Below are 23,362 nucleotides of genomic sequence, written 5' to 3'. Positions count from 1 at the left end.
CGTGGCGCGCAGCCTGCTGCGCGCCACCGCCCTTGCGCTCGCGCTCTGCGCCAGCCCGGTTCTGGCGCAGGACGGCATGCGGCCGGGCATCGTGCAGAGCGAGATCCTCACCGTGGAGATCGACCGGCTCTACGCCGAAAGCGATTTCGGCAAGCAGGTGTCCGAGCAGCTCGAAGAGACCGGCGCGAAGATCGCGGCGGAGAACCGCCGCATCGAGGCCCAGCTCACCGCCGAGGAAAAGTCGCTCACCGAGAAGCGCCGCACCCTCGATCCGGTGGCCTTTCGCAAGCTGGCCGACGATTTCGACACCCGGGTGCAGGACCTGCGCGAAGCCCAGGACAGCAAGGCGCGCGCACTCGGCAACCTCTCCGAGGAACGCCGGCGCGAATTCATCTCGCGCGCCGAGCCGATCCTTGCCGAGCTGATGCGCGAGGCGGGGGCGAGCGTGATCCTCGACCAGCGCACGGTGTTCCTTTCGACCAATGCCATCGACATCACCGATCCCGCGATCACGCGGATGAACGAGGTGCTTCCCAACCCCGAGCCGCTGCCTGATCTGACCGGCCCAACGGCCGAGCCCGAGACCGCGCCGGAAGGCAGCCCCGACAGCGCGACGGACGGCACACCGGACAGCCCTTGAGCCCGTCCGCTATTTCAGCCTGTTGCATCGCGTGACGTCGCAAGGCGCGCGCCGCTTGCCCCGAGCCGCGCGGATTGCTAGGGGAAGGGCGACTTTTTCCTTTTGAAAGGCCCACGATGACCGAGACGCTTCTCAGCGCTGACATCCAGCTGATCCAGCGCATCCTGCCGCATCGCTACCCGTTCCTGCTCGTTGACAAGGTCGAGGAGATCGACGGCACCAGCTCGGCCGTGGGCATCAAGAACGTCACGATGAACGAGCCGCATTTCCAGGGCCACTTCCCGGGCCTGCCGATCATGCCGGGCGTGACCATCGTCGAGGCCATGGCGCAGACAACCGCGGTCATGGTGGGCGTGGCCCTCGACCTCGCCGACAAGGACCTGAAGGTCTATTTCATGGGCATCGACAAGTGCAAGTTCCGCCGCAAGGTGGTGCCGGGCGACGTGCTCAAGATGAAGGTCCGCACCCTGCGCGGCAAGCCGGGCGGCAAGGTCTGGAAGTTCGAGGGCGTGGCCGAGGTCGACGGCGAGCTGGCCTGCGAGGCCGAATTCACCGCGATGATGGACCTGCCGGCGTGACCGAGGCCAGCATCCACCCAAGCGCCTATGTCGAAGACGGCGCGCAGATCGGCGCGGGCTGCATCATCGGCCCGTTCTGCCACGTCGGCCCCGAGGTGGTGCTGGCGGAGAACGTCGAGCTAAAGAGCCACGTGGTGGTCACCGGCCGCACCGAGATCGGCGAGGAGACGGTGATCTTCCCCTTCGCGGTGATCGGCGAGATCCCCCAGGATCTGAAGTTCCAGGGCGAGAAGACCTCGCTGGTGATCGGCAAGCGCAACCGCATCCGCGAGCATGTCACGATGAACGCCGGCACCGAGGGCGGCGGCGGCGTCACCCGCGTCGGCGACGACGGTTTGTTCATGGCCGGCTGCCACGTGGCGCATGACGTGCAGGTCGGGGACCGGGTGATCCTGGTCAACCACGCCTCCGTTGCCGGCCACTGCGTGATCGAGGACGACGTGATCGTCGGCGGCCTGTCGGGCGTGCACCAATGGGTGCGCATCGGTCACGGCGCGATCATCGGCGCGGTCACCATGGTGACCAATGACGTCATTCCCTACGGCCTCGTGCAGGCACCGCGCGGCAAGCTCGACGGGCTCAACCTCGTCGGCCTCAAGCGCCGCGGTGTCAGCCGCGCCGACATCACCGCGCTGCGGGCCGCGTTCCAGATGCTGGCGCAGGGCGAAGGTGCCTTTGCCGACCGCGCCAAGCGGCTCGGCGACGAGACCCAGAGCGAGTATGTGCGCGAGATCGTCGCCTTCATCCTCGGCGACAGCGACCGCCATTTCCTGACGCCGGGCTGATCCCGTGCTTGCGCTGATCGCAGGGCAGGGCGATCTGCCCCGGGCGGTGCTCGAGGCGCTGCCCGAACCGGCGCTGGTCTGCGCCATGGAAAGCTCTCCGCCCGACCGGGTGGCGGCAGATCACTTGTTCCGCATCGAGAAGCTCGGCTCTTTCTTGCGCTGGCTCAAGGCGCAGGGCGTCACCCGCGTGTGCATGTGCGGCGCGGTGGGACGGCCCGAGGTCAAGCTCTCGCGGCTCGATCTGCCGACGCTGCTGCTGATGCCGAAGATCCTGCGCGCCCTCAAGCGCGGCGACGATGGCGCCCTGCGCATCGTCATCGGGCTGCTCGAGGATGCAGGGCTGGACGTGATCGGCGCGCATGAGGCCGCTCCGGCGCTGCTGCCCGAGACCGGGGTTCTGACGCAGGCGCGGCCCGGTGACGCGGCGACCCGCATGGCCACGCTCGCCGACGCGGTGAGCCATCGCCAGGGGCTCGAGGATTTGGGCCAATGCTGCGTCATCTCCAGCGATCAGGTTGTGGCGCAGGAAGACGCCCGCGGCACCGATGCCATGCTCGGAGAGCTGCCGCCGGTGCCCGGCGGCATCTTCTACAAGGCGCCGAAACCGGGACAGGAGCGCCGCGCCGACCTGCCGGTGATCGGCCCCAACACCGCCGTCGGCGCGATCCGCGCCGGGCTTGCGGGCATCGTCGTCGAGGCACAGGGCGTCATGGTGCTCGACCGCGCGGCGGTCATCGAAATGCTGGATGCCGCGGGGCTCTTCCTGTGGGTACGGGAGCGGGACGCATGAAGGTTTTCATCATCGCGGGCGAGCCGTCGGGCGACAAGCTGGGCGGCGCGCTCATGCAGGGGCTCAAGGCACAGGTGCCCGAGGTCTCCTTTGAGGGGATCGGCGGCGAGCGCATGCTGGAAGAGGGGCTGCAGAGCCTCTTTCCCATGGACGAGATCTCGATCATGGGCATCACCGAGATCCTGCGCAACTACGGCGCCCTGAAGGCCCGTATCCGGCAGACCGCCGAGGCGGTGGTGGCTGCAAAGCCCGATGTTCTGATCACCGTCGACCTGCCGGAATTCTCGCTGCGCGTCGCCAAGCTGGTGAAGGAGACATCCGACATCCGCACCGTGCATTACGTCGCCCCGACGGTCTGGGCCTGGCGTCCGGGCCGGGCGGCGAAAATGGCGAAGCATATCGACCAGGTGCTTGCGCTGCTGCCCTTCGAGCCGCCCTACATGGAAGCCGCGGGCATGCGCTGCGACTTCGTCGGCCACCCGGTCGTCACCGACCCGCAGGCCGACGCCGAGGAGGTCTCAAATTTCCGCCGGCACCACGGCATCGGCGACGCCCCCCTCTGCCTGATCCTGCCGGGGTCGCGCCGCTCCGAGGTCTCGCGCCTCGGGCCGGTGTTCGGCGAGGCGCTTGCGCAACTCAAGACGCAGCGACCCGATCTGCGCTACGTGCTGCCCATGGCCGGGCCGGTCGCCGATCTGGTCAAGGAGACCGTCAGCGACTGGCCGGTCGATCCGATTCTGCTCGACCCGCGCGAGCAGGGCGAGGCGGGCAAGGCCGAGAAGCGTGCCGCCTTTGCCGCCGCCGACGTGGCGCTGGCCGCCTCGGGCACCGTGGCGCTGGAACTCGCCGCCGCCGATACGCCCATGGTCATCGCATATGACATGGGCTGGCTGTCGCGGCAGATCATCGGGCGGCTGATGCTGGTGGACTCGGTCAACCTGGTGAACCTCGTCACCGACAGCCGCAGCGTGCCCGAGTACATCGGCGACAACTGCCGCCCCGGGCCGATCGCCGAATCCGTGCTGCGCGTGCTCGACGCACCGCAGGAGCAAAGGCAGGCCATGCGACGCACCATGGAGCTTCTCGGGAAGGGCGGCCCGGCACCGGGCCAGCGCGCCGCCGAGGCGGTGCTCGCCGGATTGCGCGAGGGCTGACCGTCTTTCGGGATGTTCCGAAGCGCCTCGGGACACAGAGAGCCAAAGACAAAAGAGCCCCGGTGCCATCTGGCCCGGGGCTCTTGCGATTGATCGGCCCTGCGGCCGCGCGCGCTTACTGGCGCAGCGCGCTGCTCTCTTCGTAGCCGGCGGTGAAGCCCGAGAGCGACATGTCCAGCTCGACCTTCTGGTCCGGCGCCAGGGCCGGCACGATGGTGATGGTCGCGCTCGCGCCTGCCTTGAAGCGGTTCACGTCTTCCTCGGTGAAGCCGACGCGGGCGTAGCAGCCCACCGGCGTGCAGAAGGAGAAATCGTAGCGCTTGGCCTGGCCGTCATCGACGGCGATGGTCAGCTTCTGGGTCAGCAGCGTCTCGAGCGGCACGACGAAGGTGCCCCCGGCCGCGACCTGGCCGCCGTTGGCGACGCGGAACAGGCTGACTTCGGCGACATTGTTGCCCTCGCCATCCTGCAGCAGCTGGTACATCTGGCAGGGGTCCTCGGCATCGCTGCCCTCGGGCGCGCGCAGACACTGCAGTTCCCAGGCGCCATGCGTGGCCTTCACGTAGGTCTCGGGCTGCTGGCCGGGCCCTGCGGGCGCATCGGCGCCGGCATCTTCGCCGAGCGAAAGCCCGCCGGCGGCAACGGTGCCTTCGGTCTGGTCTTCTGCGGGCGCGTCGCTCGATTGCGCGGCATCCTGCGCATAGGCCGGCATTGCGGCCAGAGCCGCCGCAAGCGGCAGCAGTCGCAGGATTTGGAGAGGTCTGGTCATGGGTCCCCCTGAACGTTCATTCTTGTCTCACTGCCCGCTTAGCATGCGGGCCAACCTGTGTCAGGCCGGAAATGGTCACGCTCTCGGGAGCGGCAAGAAAGCGCGGAAGCCATTCATCAAAAAGAGAAAAGGGACCGTGCGGTCCCCTTTCCCTTGCTCCCTGTCGGACCGGCCGACTTTGTCATTGACGGGACGCTACGAAACTCTTCCGCACCGGTCAACAGGCTTTGCAACGGCAGGGCTACACTTTTGTGCAAAAGGCCGCGCCCGAGCAACGGGCGCGGCAAGTCTGACAGGGAGGAAGTTCGCCCGAGGCAGGAGAGGACATGATGCCCCGGACGAATTTCATACTGGCAGCAAAGAGTTAAGATAGTATGCTCGGGCCCGGACGGCAGCGGAGGCAGGCCATGACGGATGATGTTTTTGTAGGCGGTGTCGGCGAAGCCTATTCGGAAAAACAGTATCTTGCGCTCAAGTACGGCAACCGGCACGGGCTGGTCGCCGGGGCGACGGGCACCGGCAAGACCGTCACGCTGCAGATCCTCGCCGAGGGTTTCTCGGCGGCGGGCGTGCCGGTCTTCCTTTCGGACGTGAAGGGCGATCTCTCGGGGCTTGCCCGCGCCGGCGCCGAAACCGGCGATCTGCATGTGCCGTTCATGGAGCGCAACGCCAAGATCGGCTTCGACGACTTCACCTACGCGGGCTTTCCGGCGGTGTTCTGGGATCTCTTCGGCGCCAAGGGCCATCCCGTGCGCACCACCGTGGCCGAGATGGGCCCGCTGCTGCTGGCGCGGCTGCTGGAGCTGACCGAGGCGCAGGAAGGCATTCTCAACATCGCCTTCCGCCTGTCGGACGAGCAGGGGCTGCCGCTGCTCGATCTCAAGGACCTGCAGGCGCTTCTGGTCTGGGTCGGCCAGAACGCCAAGGAGCTGAGCCTGCGCTACGGCAATGTCTCCACCGCCTCGGTCGGGGCGATCCAGCGGCGGCTGCTGGTGCTCGAGAACCAGGGCGGCGCGCGCTTCTTCGGTGAGCCGGCGCTGGCGCTTTCCGACTTGATGGCCTGTGCACCGGACGGGCGCGGCCATGTCAACATCCTCGCCGCCGACGCGCTGATGGGCGCGCCGCGGCTCTACGCGACCTTCCTGCTCTGGCTGCTGTCGGAGCTTTTCGAAGAGCTGCCCGAGGTCGGCGATCCCGACAAGCCCAAGCTGGTGTTCTTCTTCGACGAGGCGCACCTGCTGTTCGACGATGCCCCCAAGGCGCTGGTCGACAAGGTCGAACAGGTGGCGCGGCTGATCCGCTCCAAGGGGGTGGGCGTCTATTTCGTCACCCAGAACCCCGACGACATCCCCGAGGACATCCTCGGCCAGCTTGGCAACCGGGTCCAGCACGCGCTGCGCGCCTTCACCGCACGCGACCGCAAGGCGCTGAAACAGGCCGCAGAGACCTACCGGGAGAACCCGGCCTTCGACACCGAGACGGCCATCCGTGAGGTCGGCACCGGCGAGGCGGTCACCTCGTTCCTGCAGAAGAAGGGCGTGCCCGGGATTGTGCAGCGCACGCTGGTGCGCCCGCCAAGCTCGCAGCTCGGTCCGATCACGGATGCCGAGCGCACCGAGGTGATGGACGCCTCGCCGCTGAAGGGCAAATACGACACGCCGGTGGATCGCGAGTCTGCCCACGAGATGCTGCAGGCCCGCGCCGCGGCGGCGGCAAGGGCGGCAGAGGCGGCGGAAGAGCCCGATGCCGCCGAGGATGCCGTCGACGCCGAGATACGCGACTACAACCGCGCCCGCCGCTACGATCCGACGCCGCGCGCGGAGCCGCGCAAGAGCAGCACCGCCAAGTCCCGCAGCACGCGCTACAGCGCGCCGGACAGCATCGGCGAAGCGCTGGGTCAGGCGGTGCTGAAGGAGCTTTCCGGCACAACCGGCAAGCGGTTGGTGCGCGGCATCCTCGGCAGCCTGTTCAAGGCGCGCTAGGACAGCGCATGGGGATGGGTGTGCAAATCCTGCTGGGAACCGGGCTTCTGTTTGTCTGCGCCGGGGTGCAGCTCTGGATCGTCGCCCGTGTCTCGCCAAGGCTTCTGTCCGCGGTCGCGCGGATCGGCGAACACACGCGGCCGCTGCGGCTGTTCGGGCTGATCTGCATGGCCTTCGGCGCCATGGTGTTCGCGCATACCCTGCAGATCTGGCTCTGGGCCGCGAGCTTCCGGCACCTCGGGGCCTTCGAGACGCTGCCGGAAGCCTTCTATTTCGCCGTGGTCAGCTACACGACGCTGGGCTACGGCGACGTCACGTTGGGCGAGGGGCTGCGGATCTACGGCACCTTCGCCGCGATCACCGGCCTGCTCACCTTCGGGGTCAGCACCGCCTTCCTGCTGGCGGTGCTGTCACGGCTGCACCCGGGGCTGCGGGACGAGCGCTGAGACCGGCGCCGTCTGCGGGAGCGCAGCCGGGCGCCGTTCGGGGGCGCTGCCCCCGGACCCCCTGGATATATCCGTCTATACGAAGGCGCCCGCCGCAACGACCCGCGCGCGAGGGCGGCGGATCAGAACCAGCTGTCCACCGTGCGCGAGGCGCGCGAGACGTCCTGGCCGAAGCCATCGACGGTGCCGCAGGCGGCGAGGGGGGCGGCCAGGAGGGCGAGAAGGAAGAGGCGTTTCATACTGTCTGCTCGTCGTTTGTTGGTCTTGTCGGTCGTCTTGGTCTGCGGTGGCGAACTCAGTTCTGCTCTTCCCACCACCAGGCGTTGGGCTGCCAGTCGATCCAGTCGCCGTAGACCGGCGTGGGTTCGGCATAGGTCAGCTCCTTGGCGTGGGCGATCCAGCTCTGATTCCACTCGTAGGTGGGGATGACATATCGGCCAGCGGTGAGCACCCGGTCAAGCGCATGGGTGGCGGCGAGGAACTCCTCGCGGCTGGTGGCGGTTAGAAGACCCTCGATCAGCGCGTCGACCGCCGGGCTCTTGACCCCCATGAGGTTGCGCGAGCCTTCCTGGTCGGCGGCGGCGCTGCCCCAGTAGAGCCGCTGCTCGTTGCCCGGCGAAAGCGAGATACCGCGGCGGAACCAGGTCATGTCAAAATCGAAGGATGCGCTGCGGGCGTTGAACTGCGCGGAATCGACCGTGTCGACGCGCACCTTGATGCCGAGCCGCTCCAGCGCCTGCACGTAGATGTCGATCATCGAGCCGGCCTCGGTCTCGCCCTGGGGCAGAACGATGTCGAACTGGAAGGGCTGGCCCTCGGGGGTCATCATCACCCCGTCCTGCACGGTGTAGCCGGCCTCTTCCATAAGCCCCATGGCCTTGCGCAGGCCGGAGCGGTTGCGCGCCGAGCCGTCGCCCTCGGGCAAGGCGTAGCCTTCGAGCGTGCCGGGCACCAGGCTGTCCGCGAAGGGCGCGAGCAGCTCCTTGACCCGTCCACTCGCCGGACCGGGCTGCATGGCCAGCTCGGAGTTGGAGAAATAGGAGGTGATGCGTGACTGTCGGCCGCCGGTCAGCGTCTCGTTGATGTACTCGAAGTTGAAAAGCTGGATCATCGCCTCGCGCACGCGCCAGTCGTCGAAGCCGGGGCGACGGGTGTTCATCACGAAGCCGGTCATGCCCGAGGGGCGGCCATGCGGAACCACCGATTTCACCACCTCGCCGCTCTCGATGGCGGGGAAGTCGTACTGGCTTTCCCATTTCTCGGAGTTGAACTCGCGGTTGGAGTTCAGCAGCCCCGCCTTGAACGCCTCGAACATGGCGGTGCCATCGCCGAAGAACTCCATGCGCACCTCGTCGAGGTTGGCCTGGCCCTTCATGAAGGGCACATCCTTGCCCCAGTAATCGGGGTTGCGCTTGAGCGAGACGTAGCGGCCTGCCTCGAAGCTGTCGACGACATAGGGCGCGGTGGTGATCGGGATCACATCGAGGCCGGACTCGGCGAAGTCCTTGCCCTCCCATTGCGCCTTTTTGAGGATCGGGCGCATGCCGACGATCAGCGCCAGTTCGCGATCCGCGACGTTGAAGGTAAAGCGCAGGCTGTGCTCGCCGGTCTTCTCGATGCTCTCGATACGGCTGTAGGTGCCCTGGTAGCGCGGGTGCCCCTCGGTGCCGAGGGTCTCGAAGCTCCAGATCACGTCTTCGACGGTCACCGGGGTGCCATCGGAGAATTTCGCCTCGGGGCGCAGGGTGTATTCCACCCAGTCGCGCTCGGGCGAGGTCTCGACGGTTTCGCAGATCAGGCAATAGAGGGTGAAGGGCTCGTCCCAACTGCGGCCCATCAGCGATTCATAGGCCAGAAAGCGCAGCTGCCACGGCACGGTGCCCTTCAGGATGTGCGGATTGAGGCTGTCGAAACTGCCCACTTCGCCGGTGACAATGCGGCCGCCCTTGGGCGCGTCGGGATTGACGTAGGGCAGGTGATCGAAGTTCGCGGGCAGCGCCGGCTCGCCGTACATGGCAATCCCGTGCATCGGCTCGGCGCTTGCGGCGAATCCGGAAATCAGCGCCAAGGCGGTGACTGCGGGCCCGAAGGTGGAAGATCTGAAATATTTCGCGGTCATTAGAGAAACCGTCCTGCTCTGCCCTTGTTTTCTTGCTTTTCGAGCCTACCGGGGCTTTTACGTCTTTTCAAACTTTTAGGTTGGACTCCGGCGGCAAAGCGCGTATAAAGACATCACTGCTCGATAGGTTTCTTGCCTGTATGAAACCTGCCTCAATGACTGAACGCCGGCCTTGTGCCGGCGTTTTTTTTGGTTTTCCGCTGCCTTCCGGGACAGGGCAGTCATCGGACCGGTCATTGGACGCGGCCAAATTCATCGAATCCGGACTGCCAACTATGACCTTCGCGCGGCCGGTTTGCGTCCGCGCCTCTCGAAGGATTTGTGCAAGCTCCGCCGCGCTGCAGCGGTGCGAGGAGCCATACAGGGCAGGGCACAGATTGCCTAGGGGGCGAAAGGTGGTTCGGGCCTACGAATCCGTGATGACGTTGCGAACACGGGCTTGCAGCTTCGCGCGGGATGGCCGAGCAATGGCGCAGGGCGGGAACCGGGAGGCATGGTGACCCCGTTCCCCATGGAGGCGGCAGGCCATGTCGGTGCCGCAGAAATCGAGGAGTTTTCGCATGTCACTCAAAGGCAAGACGGCTGTCGTCACCGGATCGAACTCGGGCATCGGGCTCGGCGTCGCGCGCGAGCTGGCGCGGGCCGGGGCGTCGGTGGTGCTCAACTCGTTCACCGACCGTGACGAGGACCACCAGCTGGCCGCGGAGATGGCCAAGGAATTCGGCGTCGACGTGCGCTACATCAAGGCCGACATGTCCAAGGGCGAGGAGTGCCGCGCGCTGATCGAGCAGGCGGGCGCCTGCGATATCCTGGTGAACAACGCCGGCATCCAGCACGTCGCGCCGATCGACGAGTTCCCGGTGGAGAAATGGGATGCGATCATCGCGATCAACCTCAACTCGGCCTTCCACACCACCGCCGCGGCGCTGCCGATGATGCGCAAGGCGGGCTGGGGCCGGGTGGTCAACGTCGCCTCGGCGCACGGGCTCACCGCCTCGCCGTTCAAGTCGGCCTATGTGGCGGCCAAGCACGGCATCGTCGGCATGACCAAGACCGTCGCGCTGGAGACCGCCAAGGAGGCGATCACCTGCAACGCGATCTGCCCCGGCTACGTGAAGACCCCGCTGGTCGAGGCGCAGATCCCCGACACCGCCGCCAAGTACAACATGTCCGAGGAAGAGGTGATCGAGAAGGTCATCCTCGAGCGCCAGCCCTCGAAGGAGTTTGCCACCACCGAGCAGATCGGCGGCACGGCGGTCTTCCTGTGCTCGGACGCGGCGGCGCAGATCACCGGCACGACGATTTCGGTCGACGGCGGCTGGACCGCACTCTGACCGGCGCATGAAAAAGGGGCAGGGCAGCCGCGCTGCCATGCCCCGATCCCGCGCCGTGCACCCGGGCTCACCCGGCGCGGCGCACCGCTTCGACCTTGGGCGCTTCGCCCGGCTTTTCCGGCGGGTAGACGAGACCGGCCGAGATCACCAGTTTCGCCGCGTCCTCGATGCTCATGTCGAGTTCGACCACGTCCTCGGCGGGAAAATAAAGCAGGAAGCCCGAGGTGGGGTTCGGCGTCGTCGGCACGAAAACCGAGATCAAATCTCCCATCACGTCCGAGCGGGCGAGGATCTCGCCCTTGGCCTGGGTCGAGATGAAGCCGATCGCCCAGATGCCCTTGCGCGGGTATTGCACCATGCAGGCTTTCTCGAAGCTGCGCTCCGACTGGGCAAAGACCGTCTCGGCGATCTGCTTGATGCCCGAGTAGATCGAGCGCACCACCGGGGTACGGTCCACCAGCGTTTCGGCGAAGCGGATCAGCGAGCGGCCGATCAGCCCCTTGGCGACCCAGCCGACGAGAATGGTGAAGACGAGGAAGAAGATCACGCCCACGCCACGCAGGTTGATCCCGATGTATTCCTCGGGATTGAAGCGCTGCGGCACCAGCGGCAGCACGAAGCCGTCGACCCAGCCGAAGAGGGTCCAGATCAGCCATATCGTCAGGCCGACCGGGGCGATGACCACCAGCCCGGTCAGGAAGCTCGCCCTCAGGCTCGCGAAGATGCCGGGGCGGCGGGGCTTGTCGTCGAAGGGCGTGTTCATTCTTGTTCCGGAGAAAGAGGTATTCCGGATCAACCTAGGCACTCGCGCGCCGCTTCACAATGGGCGCGCGAGACTGTGATGCCAGCCGTGGCCTACGCGGCGGGCAGGGCGCTCATCTCCGCCGCGATGGCGGCGCCGAGCCGGGCGTTGTTGAGCACCAGGTCGATGTTGCTCTCCAGCGAGCGGCCCTCGGTCAGCTCGAAGATGCGCTGCAGCAAGTAGGGCGTCACCGCCTTGCCGTGGATGCCATGGGCGGTCGCGTCTTCCATGGCGCGGGCGATGATCGGCATCATCGTCTCGCGCGGGATCTCGGCGGCCTCGGGGATCGGGTTGGCAACGAGCTGGCCGCCGGGCAGGCCGAGCGCGCCGCGCATCCGGTGCGCCTCGGCGATCTGCTTGGCCGTGTCGAGCCGCAGAGGCGCGGCGATCCCGGCCTCGCGCGACCAGAAGGCGGGCAGTTGGTCCTGACCGAAGGCGATCACAGGAACGCCAAGGGTTTCAAGAACTTCCATGGTCTTCGACAGGTCAAGGATGGCCTTGGCGCCGGCGGCGATCACGGTCACCGGGGTTTGCGCCAGCTCCTGCAGGTCGGCGGAGATGTCGAAGCTCTGCTCGGCGCCGCGGTGCACGCCGCCGATGCCGCCGGTGGCAAAGACCTCGATGCCCGCGAGCCGCGCCGCGATCATCGTCGCCGCCACGGTGGTGGCGCCGGTGCCGCCGCGCGCCATGCAGACCGCCATGTCGGCGCGCGAGAGCTTCGCCGCGTGCTTGGTCTGCGCCAGCGCCTCGAGCTGGTCGTCGTCGAGACCGACGCAGAGCTTGCCGTCGATCACCGCAATGGTCGCTGGGGTGGCGCCGCCGTCGCGAATGGTCTGCTCGACCTTGCGCGCCATCTCGAGGTTCTGCGGCCAGGGCATGCCGTGGGTGATGATGGTCGATTCCAGCGCCACGACGGGCGCGCCCTTGGCGAGGGCGTCGGCAACGGGGGCAGACAGGTGCACGAGGGTCATGAAGTCACTTCTCCGGATACGTAGGTTGCGGCGGCGGCCAGCGCTTCGTCCAGCGCGGTGGCACGGTCCGCGCCGCGCAGTTCGGCGGCAATATGCGCCGCCATGAAAGTGTCACCCGCGCCGGTCACCCGGGTGACCAGCACCTCGGGCGGGCACTCCGAGATCACGCCCTCGGCGCTGGCATCCGAGGCGGGCTTGCCGCCATCGGTGACCAGCGCCCGCGAGGCGCCGCGCGCCACGAGCGCGGCAGCGGCGGTGGCGGAGTCGTCGAAACTCTGCATGCAGAGCAGCCCGGCTTCCTCGAGGTTCACGTAGAGCACGCCGCGGCCGGCGCGCAGGAAGGGCGTCAGGCGTTCCGCCTTGCCGGGGCTCGCCGGGGCGATGCGCAGGTCGGCGGCGGCAAAGGCGGGCAGGCGGACGATCTCTTCCAGAAGTCCCAGCGTCAGGTTGCCATCCAGCGCCACCGGGCCGGACCACGGGGTTTCCGCGGTTCCGAGCGGGCCGTGGATCAATGGCGCCAGGATGCGCGCGCCGGATTGCTCCAGAGAATGCGCGTCGGCAATCGCCGCGATGAGCCCGTTCGCACCTTCAACCGCCATGTATATGTCGGTCGGTAAGTCCTCGGAACGATAGAGATATTCCGTGACGCAGCCGAGCCGCTCGCAGGCATCCACCAGCTCGTGGCCATTGGGGTCGCGGCCCACGGCGCTCAGGAGGCCGGGCGTCAGCCCGAAGCGCGTCAGGGTCATCGCGATGTTCATTGCCACGCCGCCGGGAAGGCGCGTGATCCGCCCGGGAACGTCGGAACCCTGGCGCATGTGGCTGGCGGATCGGCCGATCACGTCCCAGAGGACGGAGCCGATGCAGAGGATATCGGGGGTGCTGCTCATCCTGTTCTTGTGACCGAGAGGCTCAGCCGGGGCAAGAGGATTGATGCCGCCGGATCGGGGTGTTGGCAGCAAGCGCGGCTTTGGGACATAAAGCCGAAGCTCGTGTCTGATCGGAACGGCCCCGGGAAGATAGTGCCCGGACTTGGGTGCGCGGGCGCAATCCCGAGGGCCATCGCGCGGCGCGGATTGCTGAAGGACGCACGTATTCTGCATGCCAAACGACTTGAAACGGGCTCATGATGCCGGCAATCCTGCGCAAACGCTCCAACATAAGGGGCGCCCCGTATCTCGGCCGGAGTTCTCATAATTAGCATTATGTAATTAAAAGGCCTTTGGAAACGTCCGAGGGTTGCGCCTTATCCTTTTGACTGTGCGCTGAAATCCTCGCATCCTCGAAGAATGCGTCATCGTACCACTCGCCGTGCCCTGATCCTCGTCCTCGCCCTCGCGCTGATCGCCGCGACGGTCATTGGCGTGCGCACCGTGCGGCATGCGCTCTACTGGGCAGATCCCGCGCATCGCAACGTGGCGCCCGAAGCCTGGATGACGCTCGGCTACCTCGAGCGCTCGCATCATCTGCCGCACCACAGCCTCGGCCCGGCTCTCGGCCTCACGCCGCAGCCCGGTGAGCCGCTCAGCCTCGAGGAAATCGCCGAGCTGCGTGGCGAGCCTCTCGCGCAGCTGCTGACCGAGGTCGATGCGGTGATCGAGGCGCAGAAGCCATGAGCGAGGTCACCGGCAGCTTCAGCGACACCGTGCTGGCCTTGCTGCCGGAACTGGGCCTGCCGATCCTCGGCGGCACGGTCTTGCTGGCCTCGCTCGGCGTGCCGATGCTGCCGGGCTCGCTGATGGTGCTGGTCGCCGGAACGCTTGCGGCCGCCGGAGAGCTGCCGCTGGTGGCAACGATCCTCACCGTGCTCTGCGCCGCGATGCTCGGAGACCAGATCGGCTTTCTGATCGGTCGGCTGTTCGGACCAAAACTGGCCGGCCGCAAGGATCCGACCACGGCGCGTGCCTTGTCGCTGCTGGCGGCGCGCGGCCCGATGGCCGTTTTCCTGACGCGTTGGCTGATCGCACCGCTCGGGCCCGCGATGAACATTGTGGCCGGCGCCGGCGGGCTGGCCTGGCCGCGCTTCCTGCTTGCCGATCTCGCCGGGGAAATCGTCTGGTCGACCGGCTACATGGCACTCGGCGCCAGCTTCGCGCCGTTCATTCCGCAGATCGCCGAGCTGTCGACCGACATCACCACCTTGCTTGCGGCGCTGGCCGTCGCCCTGGCGGCGGGTGTACTGCTGCGCCGACACCGGCCGCATCGGCCGCGCTGATCGGGCTTTCTGGACAAGGCGTTCACGCGTAAGCTAACTGGGCGCGAACGATCCGGAGACTTCTCATGCATTCGCTGCTCATCCTCAACGGCCCCAACCTCAACCTGCTCGGCCTGCGCCAGCCCGAGGTCTATGGCCGCACCACCATCGCCGATGTCGAGGCCATGTGCCGCGCCCATGCCGAGAAGATCGGCGTCACGCTCGATTTCGCGCAGAGCAACCACGAAGGCGCGCTGATCGACGCGATCCATGCCGCGCGCGGCACCAAGGACGGCATCATCCTCAACGCCGGCGCCTATACCCACACCTCGGTCGCACTGATGGATGCGATCAGCTCCGCAGAGGTGCCGACCATCGAGCTGCACCTGTCGAATGTCCATGCGCGCGAAGAGTTTCGCCATGTCAGCTACATCGCCAAGGTCGCGCTTGGCGTGATCTGCGGCTTCGGCCCGCGCGGCTACACGCTGGCGATGGACGCGCTGGTCTCGCACCTGGACCGCTAGGCGATGGACCCGGACGATCGGACCCATCTGCTGGCCCTGTCCAATGCCGACAGCATCGAGACCGCCTGGTCGATGCATGTGGCGCGGATGGCCGGATACGGGTTCGATCGTCTGCTCTACGGCTTCACGCGCTACCGCACGCCGACGTCTCTGGGCGATCCCAACGACTTCCTCGTGCTGACCAATCACCGGCCATCATACACGCGCGAGTTCATCGGCAATGGCCTCTATCGCAACTCGCCGATGGTCCGATGGGCGCTGGAGAACCACGGGCCGCGTTCCTGGGGCGAGACCGCCGCGGCCATGTCCAGAGGCGAGCTGAATGAGGACGCCCGGCGAGTCGTGGCCTTCAATGCCTCGCAGCAGGTCACCGCAGGCTACACCATCGGCTTCAAGTCGCTCTCCCGCCGCGCCAAGGGCGCCATCGCGCTCACCGCGCGGCCCGAGATGAGCCAGCAAGAGGTCGAGGACATCTGGGCCGAGCACGGCGAGACCATCGTGCTTTGCAACAACGTGCTGCACCTGCGCGTGCTCACCCTGCCCTACATTCCGCCCGACCAGTCGCTCACGCCGCGCCAGCGCGAGGCGCTCGAATGGGTCGGCGACGGGAAAACGATGCAGGACATTGCGCAGATCATGGGGCTCACCCAGGCCACCGTGGAGAAGCACCTGCGTCGCGCCAGAGACACACTCAACGTGGAAACCACGGCGCAAGCTGTCGCGAAGGCGACATTTCTCAATCAAATGTTCATTTTGGATATATAGGGCCGAAAGAGTTAACTTTGCGGCTTTCTCGAATCGAATGGTGAAACAATGGCGCGTCTTTCCGGTGAAAATCGCGCCAAATGTGTCTTTTCTTATGGGTGGATTTCAGAAACCTGAATTTGTGACGAAAATTCTTCCGTAATTCGCTCTAAATCGTACCGCTACGTCAACGACCCCTTCCCCTTCTTTCCCCTACGTTGCACACTCGTCTCGTTCCGTGAGTGGTGGCTTTGGCCATGGAACTCGAGACTGTCATTCCTCGCGATTACGGGGCTCTGCCAGTTTCCCGGTGTTTACCGGAGCTGGGCTGTTTCCGGGCAATTTTCGTCCGGGGGTGGTTCGGCGTGCCTGTCTCGGCACTCCTGCCTCATCCCCAAATGTATTGGGGTGCCGGGGAAACAGGTTGCGGAGTCGTCCCACGGGGCGGCTCCGCTTTCGTATGCGCCCTCCCCCGCAGCGAAAGCGTTGGCCGGCGAGAGCCATGAAGATCCTGCCCAAAAAGCGGCAACGCCGTCCGGCCCGGCACAAGCCTGCCACAAAGACGCGGTCAGGGCGAAAAATGGTCTGCTCAACACCGGCATGGCGACTACCGTGCCCGGACACCAGGCGGGGCGCCAAGGCGCAACGAAAAAGGGGCGCCCGAAGGCGCCCCTTTCGAAACGGGTTCCGAGAGCGATCAGCCCTGGGCGGCCTTGGCCACCTCTGCAGCGAAATCCTCTTCGACCTTCTCGATGCCTTCGCCGACCTGCAGGCGGACGAAACCGGTGATGGTCGCGCCGGCTTCTTTTGCAGCCTGCTCGACGGTCAGGTCGGGGTTCACCACGAAGGGCTGGCCCAGCAGGGTCACTTCGGCGAGGAACTTCTTCATGCGGCCGACGATCATCTTCTCGATCACGGCGTCCGGCTTGCCGGATTCCTTGGCGATGTCGATCTGCACCTGGCGCTCTTTCTCGACGATTGCCGGGTCAAGCTCGGATTCGTTCAACGCGGCCGGGTTCGAGGCGGCGATGTGCATCGCGACCTGCTTGCCGAACTCTTCGCTGCCGCCGGTCATGGCAACCAGCACGCCGATCTGGCCGAGGCCGGCTGCGGCTGCGTTGTGCACGTAGCTCGAGACGACTTCACCTTCGACCTTCGCCATGCGGCGCAGGGTCATGTTCTCGCCGATCTTGGCGATCTTGTCGGTGACCAGTTCGGAGACCTTCTTGCCGTCGACATCCGCGTCGGCCAGAGCCTCGACGCTGTCCACTTTCAGAGCTGCGGCAGCGATGTCGCTGACCATGCCCTGGAACTCGGCGTTCTTGGCGACGAAGTCAGTCTCGGCGTTCACCTCGACGGCAACACCCACGCCACCTTCGACCTGAACGGCCACGAGGCCTTCTGCGGCGGTGCGGCCGGACTTCTTCGCGGCTTTCGCGAGGCCCTTGGTGCGCAGCCAGTCGATGGCGGCTTCCATGTCGCCGTCGGTCTCGGTCAGCGCCTTCTTGGCATCCATCATGCCTGCGCCGGTCATCTCGCGCAGTTCTTTCACCTGTGCAGCAGTGATCGCCATCTCGGCTCTCCTCATCTCAAATCCGGTGGGGCGGCCCAGCCCCGGGCCACCCGCTCCTGTCATGAATTCGTGACGCTTTCGCGACAGTGCCACTCTCGGCGGCGATGCGCCGGTGCACTCGTGACGCGTGGGCGTCGCAGCGCCCGCCCCGCAGAACGCGGCGGGCGCCTCCGGCTTACTTGCCGGCGTTGGCGTCGGCGAGCAGCTCTTCTGCCGGCGCGTCTTCCAGGGCGCCGAGGTCGACGCCAGCGGCTTCCATCTGGCCGGTCATGCCGTCCAGGGCTGCGCGGGCGACGAGGTCGCAGTAGAGCGAGATGGCGCGGGCCGCGTCATCGTTGCCGGGGATGATGTAGTCGACGCCGTCGGGCGAGCAGTTGGTGTCGACGATGGCGACAACCGGGATGCCCAGCTTGTTGGCTTCGGCCACGGCCAGCGCTTCTTTCTTCACGTCGATGACGAAGAGCATGTCGGGCAGGCCGCCCATTTCGCGGATGCCGCCGAGCGAAGCCTGGAGCTTCGTCTGGTCGCGTTCCATGCCGAGGCGCTCTTTCTTGGTGAGGCCTTCTGCACCGGCATCCATGCGCTCGTCGATGGTCTTCAGGCGCTGGATCGACTGCGAAACGGTCTGCCAGTTGGTGAGCGTGCCGCCCAGCCAGCGGTGGTTCATGTAGAACTGTGCGCATTTCTCGGCAGCTTCGGCGATCGGCTGCTGTGCCTGGCGCTTGGTGCCGACGAAGAGCACCGAGCCGCCCTTGGCGACGGTCTCACGGATCGCGTTCAGAGCAGCGTCCAGCATCGGGACGGTCTGGGTGAGGTCCATGATGTGGATGCCGTTGCGCGCACCGTAGATGAACTCGCCCATGCGGGGGTTCCAGCGCTGCGTCTGGTGGCCGAAGTGCACGCCTGCTTCAAGCAGCTGGCGCATGGTGAACTCGGGAAGAGCCATGTCCGTATATCCTTTCCGGTTTCATAAATCCTCAGCGGGGGCTCATCCTGTTGGACAACCGGTGGACGCTTGGGGATGTCTCCCCCAAAGGCCCGACCCCGCCTGCGGCGTTCTCGTGGGCGCGCCTATAGGCCGTTTTGCGCGGGGGCGCAAGCCTGATCCTGCGCTTTTCGGCGGTGCGGCGGAGAGAGGCGCCTGCGCCATGGGCCCGGGAGCACCCTGCCCGGCTGCCCGGGCGCAGCCCGTCACCCTCGCGAGGGACGCAAAGTGCGCGCGAGCCTGCCGCCTCCATAGCATCGCTTCCAACCCGCCGCACGCGCATAGCCAAAGACGCCCGGCCCCGCTGCCGCAAGGTCACAAGCCGGTGATGCTGCCTTGCAGAAATTACTTACCCTGTTAACTACCGTCCTTGTTAAGCATCCCGAACCAGCCCGGTACAGCTCATGTCCGACCCTCACAGCCAAACCCGCGTACTCGAAGCGCTCATCGAAGCCAGCCGGGAGATCCGCACCCATTACGATTCCAACGCACGCGAGGTCGGGCTGACCTTCTCGCGTGCCCGGGTCGTCTCGGAACTGGCGCGGCACGAAGGGGCGACGCAGGCCGAGCTGGCCAGCATCCTGTGCATCGAGGCCCCGGCGCTGAAACGGCAGATCGACGCGCTCGAGGCGCAGGGGTTCATCGAACGCCGCGCCCTCGACGGGGACGCGCGCAAGCGTGCGCTGCACCTGACCAACAAGGCCAGATCTAGCCGCATCACCTGTTTTCTCGAGCGCGTGCGCGCCGATCTTCTCGAAGGGATTTCCCCCGAGGATCAGCAGCGCGCCTGCGAGGTGCTGGAACGCATCGCGCTCAACGCAACCAAGCTGACTTACCAATGACCGACCAGACCACGGATACCCAGAAGCCGAAGCGCCCGGAGGAGACCTCCTCCGAGGCGCCGAAACCGGCCGCCCCGACGCCAGCGCCGGGCATGCCGCTGCGCCGGGCGCTGCCCTATGTGGGCGCCTCGCTCACCATCGGCGTGACGCAGGGGCTGGGACAGGGGTTCATCTCGACCAACCTGCCGCAGATCGCCGGAGACCTCGGGATCACCACCGCCCAGGCAAGCTGGCTGATGGCCGCCTATATGATCCCGCGCGCCTCGCTGACCATCATGCTGATCAAGCTGCGCACCCAGTACGGGCTCCGGCGCTTTGCCGAGATCGGCATTGCGGTCTACGTGGTGGTCGCCTTCATCTCGCTGTGGATCAACGACCTGCGCTCTGCGGTGGTGATCGAGTTCCTGTCCGGCATCGCCGCCGCGCCGCTCTCGACGCTGGCGTTCCTCTATATCCTCGAGCCGCTGGCGCAGCAGTGGAAGCTGCGCCTGGGGCTGCCGATCGCGCTGATGCTGCTGACCTCCGGCCCGACGCTGGCGCGGGTGGTCTCGCCGTGGCTGATCGGCGACGGCGGGCTGGCGGGCATCCACCTGACCACGCTCGGCCTGTCGATGATCTGCCTGATGCTGGTCTACCTGTTGCCCATGGGACCGATGCCGCGCAGCAAGGTGATCCAGCGCGCAGACTTCCTGAGCTTCGGGCTGATCGCGATCGGGCTCGGCGGGCTGGTCACCGGCTTCATCATGGGGCCGATCCACTGGTGGACCGCCCTGCCCTGGCTGGGCTGGCTGCTGGCGGCCTCGGTGCTGTCGCTGACCTTGGCGGTGGTGCTCGAGCTGCACCGCGAGGCGCCGCTGATCGACATCCGCTGGCTGATGACGCCCGCGATGCTGCACCTTGCCTTCACCCTGTTCCTGTTCCGCCTGCTGCTGTCGGAGCAGAGCACCGGCGCGCCGGCGCTGTTTCAGGCGCTGGGTCTGGGCAGTTCGCAGATGATCGGACTGTTCTGCATGATCCTCGCGGGCACCGCCATGGGCGCGCTCGCCTGCGTGGGCTGGATGAAGCCCGGGCGCGAGCCCGCCTATCACTTCGCCTCTCTCGCGCTGATCGCGCTCGGCGCCTGGTTGGACAGCAGCTCGACGCTGCAGACCCGCCCCGAGCAGATGTACGTGAGCCAGGCGCTGATCGCCTTTGCCTCGATGCTGTTCATGGCACCCGCCATGATGAAGGGGCTGATCGCCGCGCTGAGCAAGGGTCCGATGTATCTGCTCTCCTTCGTCATCGTCTTCCTGGTCACCCAGAGCGTCGGCGGCATCCTCGGCTCGGGCATCTTTCGCTCGCTGATCAACGAACGGCAGGCCTTCCACCTGCAGGTGCTGCGCGAGGAGCTGATCAGCGCCGACCCGGTGACTTCCGGCAGCCTCGCCGCAACCATGCAGCAGCTCGCGCCGCAAATCGCCGACAGCGCACAGCGGCAGGCCCAGGCGGTCTCGCAGCTGGCCACCACCGCGTCGCAACAGGCCACCGTGATGGCCTACAACGACGGCTATCTCGTCATCTCTCTCGTTGCGCTGGCGGCGCTCGCCGCGCTGGTGCTCCACCTCTTCCGCGACTGGCTTGCGGCGCGTCTGGCGCGCCCCGAAGCCGAACCGCAGACCTCCTGATCCATCCGAGCAAGAACAATGAAAAAGTACCCGCTTATCCACCAAAGAAAGCAACACTGCCAGCACCCAGCCCTTTGGTCCTGAAAGTCGGCCAAGCGGACAAAGTCAGCTTTCGCGGCAGTCGCCCGGATGGCTGCTACTTGGAATCCATGTGAGGGCGAAAACGGTGGTGCAAGAAGAGCGTGTTCAATAATACTTCTCGTATTGCTTCCCCAACCTGCTGTAGGCGTGGAAAGCGATGGTGTCTGCAAGCCCTTCGTCTGGATCATACTTCTCGAAAAAGCCCAGATCACGGCGGACTGCATGGGTATCCACCTCGAACTGCTGGCGCGGTTTTTCGACGTCTGTCGCCCACGATGAAAGCCTGATTTCCCCGTTCCAGCCACAGAGCGCGCCGATCTTCTTCGCCCAAGCCAATTCAGTGTATGCCGTAGGTTCAGCAACGTTGTAGATCGTCGCGCCACCTTTTCGCCGACGAGCCGCAAGAGAAATGGCAAACGCGGCGTTCTTGTGGAGACACCTGGAAAACCGAAACGCAGCCCAATCCTCGGACATCGTGATTTCTTTCGCTCCACCCAGCATCTCATCCAAGTAGAACTCGACGCGGGTCGTGTCAGGCCAACCGTATATCGCCGGTAACCTCAGGATGACCAAATCGTCGAATCCCTCCTGATACACACGTTCGATGCCAATCTTGTCGTAAGAGGGGCCTTCAGGCCCATACCTCTTTCGAAGCGCCATGTCTTCGCTGATCGGCACAGGTTGGTAGGGAGCTTCTTCAGTTCGGTTCAAGCGCCCGAAAGCACTGTAGACATCAATGCTCGATACCGCGACGATCCGTGGATGAATTCCAGTGGTTTCACATGCGGCGACAAGTTTCTCTGCATTGAGTACAGTGAAAGGGATCATGTCGATGATGAGATCAGGACGCGCTTCTTTGATCGCATTAGCCAGCGCTTCGTCATCCCTATCACCAGCCAGAGCGCGCTCACAATAGTATGCCTTGCCAGAACGCGTGAGCGTCCAGACCTTCGCAAATCCCTCTTTCGTCAGCTCTCGAATTACGTGTGGTCCAACCAGCGCAGTACCTCCAATCATCAGAACTCTCACGCCATCCCCTTTCAAATTCTCTGATCTACTTGTTCATGGACCATGTTGCGCACTTGAGCTTGCCGAAAGCCAGTCGTAAACTGACACTGCTGCACATCGCAGCACATGGCAAAAAGGGATCGAGGCCGACTTTACGCTTCGAGTCCCTGAATAGCGCATCTGCACCACCAGTGCATAGGATAGCCATCAAGGCCAGCATAGCCCGTATTCCTTCGAGCGGCGGAGCTGCTTTCCGACCGCCCCCTGAAGCAAGAGGCGCATCTGGTCGACCACCGGAATCGGCTTCCAGATCGTCGTCGATTTCTCCCGCTCCACACCTGCTTTCGTTGTCCATTGCTTGACCACTTCCCGGACGGGATCGCGGTGGTTCCACCGCCAAACGATCTCGTCGAGGTATCGCTGGAGGTGTTGTCGACCGAGGTTGTGGTAGACGCCGACCAAAGCGCGTTGCACTTGTGAGATCACTGCCTCGGCCGTGTTCACGTGGGCGCCGGTCTCCGGGTTGGCGTATTCTTTCTGGCTGTGGATCACATACTGGTGGTCGGCCATCGTCTGCCCCAGACCCCGGTAGCTCTTGCTTCCATCAGTCATCAGGTGCGTCGTCTCAGGGTCAATCCATTCCAGAAGAACCGGCTCAAGCGTCGCCCTCTTGTCATCGGCGACGACTCTGGCGCGCGCCTGTCCGTCGCGAGAGGCCGCCACGAAAATCATCGGCTTTCCGGTGCCCTTGCCACGTGGATTGTAGGCCCCTGAAAGGGATTTCGGGGCTCCCCCAACATATGCCTCGTCGACCTCGACGATGTCTGCTAACGGCAGCAGCTCGCCGTTCCGGTCGTCCATCATTTCCCTGATGGCGTGGCCCATCTTCCACGCGGTCTTCTGGTTCACGCCGAGCAGCCGCGCCATCACGACCGAGGAGATGCCCTTGCTCGATGTAAGCACCAGGAACATCGCACAGATCCAGATACGCAGGTCGAGCTTCGTGCCGTGCATCGGGGTGAGCGTGGTGACCGTGAACTGTAGGCGACAATCTCGGCACTGGTAGAGCCCTGGGCGGCAGGTCGGGCCACGCAGCGCAGAGGAGGCCACCGACCCACAATGGGGACAGTGTCTGCCGGTCGACCATATTATACCCTCCAGGAAGCGTCGCGCGTGCATCTCGCTCGGCATCCGCTTCCAGATGTCTGGGATCGACTTCAGTTCGGTAATCATCAGGGCTCTCCGCTCGTTCCGCCAACCGAGCAATGTTGGCCCGGCGGGTGTTCGGCGAAGAAGAAACCTGGAAAATCGCGCAAAATGCGGCGAGATGGCGGAATAACCAAGCCAAGTCAGAGTCTTGGGCTTTTGGCTGCTTTT

At 65.5% G+C, this 23,362-nt stretch carries 24 protein-coding genes; 14 read left to right on the top strand and 10 right to left on the bottom strand.

Features of this window, described 5'->3' with window-relative positions; genetic code table 11:
• Nucleotide 1: 1 nt before the first annotated feature.
• From LC039_RS02685 to lpxB, 5 genes are all read left to right on the top strand, one after another.
• A complete protein-coding gene (locus tag LC039_RS02685; protein WP_226621508.1) occupies nt 2–640 on the top strand; it encodes an OmpH family outer membrane protein in 639 nt (212 codons plus the stop codon).
• A 116-nt stretch (nt 641–756) separates the two neighbouring features.
• Complete coding sequence (gene fabZ / locus LC039_RS02680; protein ID WP_066099889.1) at nt 757–1,218, top strand: 3-hydroxyacyl-ACP dehydratase FabZ; 462 nt, start codon at nt 757–759, stop codon at nt 1,216–1,218.
• On the top strand, nt 1,215–2,003 hold the full coding sequence (lpxA, locus tag LC039_RS02675) for an acyl-ACP--UDP-N-acetylglucosamine O-acyltransferase (protein ID WP_226621507.1): 789 nt from the start codon (nt 1,215–1,217) through the stop codon (nt 2,001–2,003). Before fabZ ends, lpxA begins: the two co-directional genes overlap by 4 nt.
• Nucleotides 2,004–2,007: 4 nt before the next feature.
• Complete coding sequence (locus LC039_RS02670) at nt 2,008–2,793, top strand: LpxI family protein (protein ID WP_226621506.1); 786 nt, start codon at nt 2,008–2,010, stop codon at nt 2,791–2,793.
• On the top strand, nt 2,790–3,947 hold the full coding sequence (lpxB, locus tag LC039_RS02665) for a lipid-A-disaccharide synthase (RefSeq protein ID WP_226621505.1): 1,158 nt from the start codon (nt 2,790–2,792) through the stop codon (nt 3,945–3,947). Before LC039_RS02670 ends, lpxB begins: the two co-directional genes overlap by 4 nt.
• A 115-nt stretch (nt 3,948–4,062) precedes the next feature.
• On the opposite strand, the gene LC039_RS02660 is transcribed toward lpxB, so the two are convergent.
• A complete protein-coding gene (locus LC039_RS02660) occupies nt 4,063–4,716 on the bottom strand; it encodes an invasion associated locus B family protein (RefSeq protein ID WP_226621504.1) in 654 nt (217 codons plus the stop codon).
• Nucleotides 4,717–5,123: 407 nt separating this feature from the next.
• On the opposite strand from LC039_RS02660, the gene LC039_RS02655 reads away from it, so the two are divergent.
• Both LC039_RS02655 and LC039_RS02650 read left to right on the top strand, forming a co-directional pair.
• Nucleotides 5,124–6,698, top strand: coding sequence for a helicase HerA-like domain-containing protein (locus LC039_RS02655; protein WP_226621503.1), 1,575 nt, complete (start codon nt 5,124–5,126; stop codon nt 6,696–6,698).
• Between the two features lie 14 nt (nt 6,699–6,712).
• Nucleotides 6,713–7,144: a potassium channel family protein gene (locus LC039_RS02650; protein ID WP_226621502.1), complete on the top strand. Its 432-nt coding sequence runs from the start codon at nt 6,713–6,715 to the stop codon at nt 7,142–7,144.
• A 122-nt stretch (nt 7,145–7,266) separates the two neighbouring features.
• Here the strand turns inward: LC039_RS02650 and LC039_RS02645 are convergent, their stop codons facing one another.
• Entirely contained in the window at nt 7,267–7,383 is a 117-nt protein-coding gene (locus LC039_RS02645) for an entericidin EcnA/B family protein (protein WP_095882411.1), read from the bottom strand.
• 56 nt (nt 7,384–7,439) lie between these two features.
• Nucleotides 7,440–9,263 (bottom strand): extracellular solute-binding protein, encoded by a 1,824-nt coding sequence (locus tag LC039_RS02640; RefSeq protein ID WP_413463807.1) that lies wholly within the window; start codon nt 9,261–9,263, stop codon nt 7,440–7,442.
• A gap of 560 nt (nt 9,264–9,823) precedes the next feature.
• On the opposite strand from LC039_RS02640, the gene LC039_RS02635 reads away from it, so the two are divergent.
• On the top strand, nt 9,824–10,597 hold the full coding sequence (locus LC039_RS02635) for a 3-hydroxybutyrate dehydrogenase (RefSeq protein ID WP_226621501.1): 774 nt from the start codon (nt 9,824–9,826) through the stop codon (nt 10,595–10,597).
• 67 nt (nt 10,598–10,664) lie between these two features.
• On the opposite strand, the gene LC039_RS02630 is transcribed toward LC039_RS02635, so the two are convergent.
• The 3 genes from LC039_RS02630 to LC039_RS02620 all read right to left on the bottom strand — a co-directional run bounded on the left by LC039_RS02630 (nt 10,665) and on the right by LC039_RS02620 (nt 13,260).
• Nucleotides 10,665–11,360 carry a DUF502 domain-containing protein gene (locus tag LC039_RS02630; protein WP_226621500.1) on the bottom strand — a complete coding sequence of 232 codons (696 nt, stop codon included), beginning with the start codon at nt 11,358–11,360 and terminating at the stop codon, nt 10,665–10,667.
• Between the two features lie 92 nt (nt 11,361–11,452).
• A complete protein-coding gene (locus LC039_RS02625) occupies nt 11,453–12,370 on the bottom strand; it encodes a pseudouridine-5'-phosphate glycosidase (RefSeq protein WP_226621499.1) in 918 nt (305 codons plus the stop codon).
• Complete coding sequence (locus LC039_RS02620; RefSeq protein ID WP_226621498.1) at nt 12,367–13,260, bottom strand: PfkB family carbohydrate kinase; 894 nt, start codon at nt 13,258–13,260, stop codon at nt 12,367–12,369. The genes LC039_RS02625 and LC039_RS02620 overlap by 4 nt, the downstream gene beginning before the upstream one ends.
• Before the next feature lie 399 nt (nt 13,261–13,659).
• Between LC039_RS02620 and LC039_RS02615 the strand changes: the two genes are divergently transcribed.
• From LC039_RS02615 to LC039_RS02600, 4 genes are all read left to right on the top strand, one after another.
• Nucleotides 13,660–13,986 carry a hypothetical protein gene (locus LC039_RS02615; RefSeq protein WP_226621497.1) on the top strand — a complete coding sequence of 109 codons (327 nt, stop codon included), beginning with the start codon at nt 13,660–13,662 and terminating at the stop codon, nt 13,984–13,986.
• Entirely contained in the window at nt 13,983–14,585 is a 603-nt protein-coding gene (locus LC039_RS02610; protein ID WP_226621496.1) for a DedA family protein, read from the top strand. Before LC039_RS02615 ends, LC039_RS02610 begins: the two co-directional genes overlap by 4 nt.
• Nucleotides 14,586–14,650: 65 nt before the next feature.
• Nucleotides 14,651–15,088 (top strand): type II 3-dehydroquinate dehydratase, encoded by a 438-nt coding sequence (gene aroQ / locus LC039_RS02605; protein WP_226621495.1) that lies wholly within the window; start codon nt 14,651–14,653, stop codon nt 15,086–15,088.
• Nucleotides 15,089–15,091: 3 nt separating this feature from the next.
• Nucleotides 15,092–15,853 carry a helix-turn-helix transcriptional regulator gene (locus tag LC039_RS02600; protein WP_226621494.1) on the top strand — a complete coding sequence of 254 codons (762 nt, stop codon included), beginning with the start codon at nt 15,092–15,094 and terminating at the stop codon, nt 15,851–15,853.
• Between the two features lie 676 nt (nt 15,854–16,529).
• On the opposite strand, the gene tsf is transcribed toward LC039_RS02600, so the two are convergent.
• The gene (gene tsf / locus LC039_RS02595; RefSeq protein ID WP_226621493.1) at nt 16,530–17,405 is read right to left on the bottom strand and encodes a translation elongation factor Ts; all 876 of its coding nucleotides are present in this window, start codon (nt 17,403–17,405) and stop codon (nt 16,530–16,532) included.
• Nucleotides 17,406–17,580: 175 nt separating this feature from the next.
• Complete coding sequence (gene rpsB, locus LC039_RS02590) at nt 17,581–18,351, bottom strand: 30S ribosomal protein S2 (RefSeq protein WP_226621492.1); 771 nt, start codon at nt 18,349–18,351, stop codon at nt 17,581–17,583.
• Between the two features lie 443 nt (nt 18,352–18,794).
• Between rpsB and LC039_RS02585 the strand changes: the two genes are divergently transcribed.
• Together LC039_RS02585 and LC039_RS02580 are read left to right on the top strand one after the other, a co-directional pair.
• Nucleotides 18,795–19,232, top strand: coding sequence for a MarR family winged helix-turn-helix transcriptional regulator (locus tag LC039_RS02585; RefSeq protein WP_226621491.1), 438 nt, complete (start codon nt 18,795–18,797; stop codon nt 19,230–19,232).
• Nucleotides 19,229–20,896 carry an MFS transporter gene (locus LC039_RS02580; protein WP_226621490.1) on the top strand — a complete coding sequence of 556 codons (1,668 nt, stop codon included), beginning with the start codon at nt 19,229–19,231 and terminating at the stop codon, nt 20,894–20,896. Before LC039_RS02585 ends, LC039_RS02580 begins: the two co-directional genes overlap by 4 nt.
• Nucleotides 20,897–21,082: 186 nt before the next feature.
• Here LC039_RS02580 and LC039_RS02575 read toward each other — a convergent pair whose 3' ends face one another.
• Together LC039_RS02575 and LC039_RS02570 are read right to left on the bottom strand one after the other, a co-directional pair.
• A complete protein-coding gene (locus tag LC039_RS02575; protein ID WP_226621489.1) occupies nt 21,083–22,006 on the bottom strand; it encodes an NAD-dependent epimerase/dehydratase family protein in 924 nt (307 codons plus the stop codon).
• Nucleotides 22,007–22,192: 186 nt separating this feature from the next.
• Nucleotides 22,193–23,218, bottom strand: a complete 1,026-nt coding sequence (locus LC039_RS02570) for an IS1595 family transposase (protein WP_226621488.1) — start codon at nt 23,216–23,218, stop codon at nt 22,193–22,195.
• Nucleotides 23,219–23,362: the final 144 nt, after the last annotated feature.

The sequence above is a fragment of the Alloyangia pacifica genome (assembly GCF_020524285.1).
In the GTDB taxonomy this organism is placed as follows: domain Bacteria; phylum Pseudomonadota; class Alphaproteobacteria; order Rhodobacterales; family Rhodobacteraceae; genus Salipiger; species Salipiger pacificus_B.
The sequence above is the reverse complement of the archived record's forward strand: the minus strand, read 5'-3'. Positions and strand labels throughout refer to the sequence as shown.

Excerpts from the sequence above, each read along its gene's own strand:
- LC039_RS02625 (WP_226621499.1), bottom strand. The coding sequence starts at position 12,370 with ATGACCCTCGTGCACCTGTCTGCCCCCGTTGCCGACGCCCTCGCCAAG.
- LC039_RS02660 (WP_226621504.1), bottom strand. The coding sequence starts at position 4,716 with ATGACCAGACCTCTCCAAATCCTGCGACTGCTGCCGCTTGCGGCGGCT.
- tsf (WP_226621493.1), bottom strand. The coding sequence starts at position 17,405 with ATGGCGATCACTGCTGCACAGGTGAAAGAACTGCGCGAGATGACCGGC.
- LC039_RS02620 (WP_226621498.1), bottom strand. The coding sequence starts at position 13,260 with ATGAGCAGCACCCCCGATATCCTCTGCATCGGCTCCGTCCTCTGGGAC.
- aroQ (WP_226621495.1), top strand. The coding sequence starts at position 14,651 with ATGCATTCGCTGCTCATCCTCAACGGCCCCAACCTCAACCTGCTCGGC.
- LC039_RS02570 (WP_226621488.1), bottom strand. The coding sequence starts at position 23,218 with ATGATTACCGAACTGAAGTCGATCCCAGACATCTGGAAGCGGATGCCG.
- LC039_RS02610 (WP_226621496.1), top strand. The coding sequence starts at position 13,983 with ATGAGCGAGGTCACCGGCAGCTTCAGCGACACCGTGCTGGCCTTGCTG.
- fabZ (WP_066099889.1), top strand. The coding sequence starts at position 757 with ATGACCGAGACGCTTCTCAGCGCTGACATCCAGCTGATCCAGCGCATC.
- lpxB (WP_226621505.1), top strand. The coding sequence starts at position 2,790 with ATGAAGGTTTTCATCATCGCGGGCGAGCCGTCGGGCGACAAGCTGGGC.
- LC039_RS02640 (WP_413463807.1), bottom strand. The coding sequence starts at position 9,263 with ATGACCGCGAAATATTTCAGATCTTCCACCTTCGGGCCCGCAGTCACC.
- LC039_RS02635 (WP_226621501.1), top strand. The coding sequence starts at position 9,824 with ATGTCACTCAAAGGCAAGACGGCTGTCGTCACCGGATCGAACTCGGGC.
- LC039_RS02600 (WP_226621494.1), top strand. The coding sequence starts at position 15,092 with ATGGACCCGGACGATCGGACCCATCTGCTGGCCCTGTCCAATGCCGAC.
- LC039_RS02645 (WP_095882411.1), bottom strand. The coding sequence starts at position 7,383 with ATGAAACGCCTCTTCCTTCTCGCCCTCCTGGCCGCCCCCCTCGCCGCC.
- LC039_RS02615 (WP_226621497.1), top strand. The coding sequence starts at position 13,660 with ATGCGTCATCGTACCACTCGCCGTGCCCTGATCCTCGTCCTCGCCCTC.
- rpsB (WP_226621492.1), bottom strand. The coding sequence starts at position 18,351 with ATGGCTCTTCCCGAGTTCACCATGCGCCAGCTGCTTGAAGCAGGCGTG.
- LC039_RS02630 (WP_226621500.1), bottom strand. The coding sequence starts at position 11,360 with ATGAACACGCCCTTCGACGACAAGCCCCGCCGCCCCGGCATCTTCGCG.
- LC039_RS02650 (WP_226621502.1), top strand. The coding sequence starts at position 6,713 with ATGGGTGTGCAAATCCTGCTGGGAACCGGGCTTCTGTTTGTCTGCGCC.
- LC039_RS02655 (WP_226621503.1), top strand. The coding sequence starts at position 5,124 with ATGACGGATGATGTTTTTGTAGGCGGTGTCGGCGAAGCCTATTCGGAA.
- LC039_RS02585 (WP_226621491.1), top strand. The coding sequence starts at position 18,795 with ATGTCCGACCCTCACAGCCAAACCCGCGTACTCGAAGCGCTCATCGAA.
- LC039_RS02580 (WP_226621490.1), top strand. The coding sequence starts at position 19,229 with ATGACCGACCAGACCACGGATACCCAGAAGCCGAAGCGCCCGGAGGAG.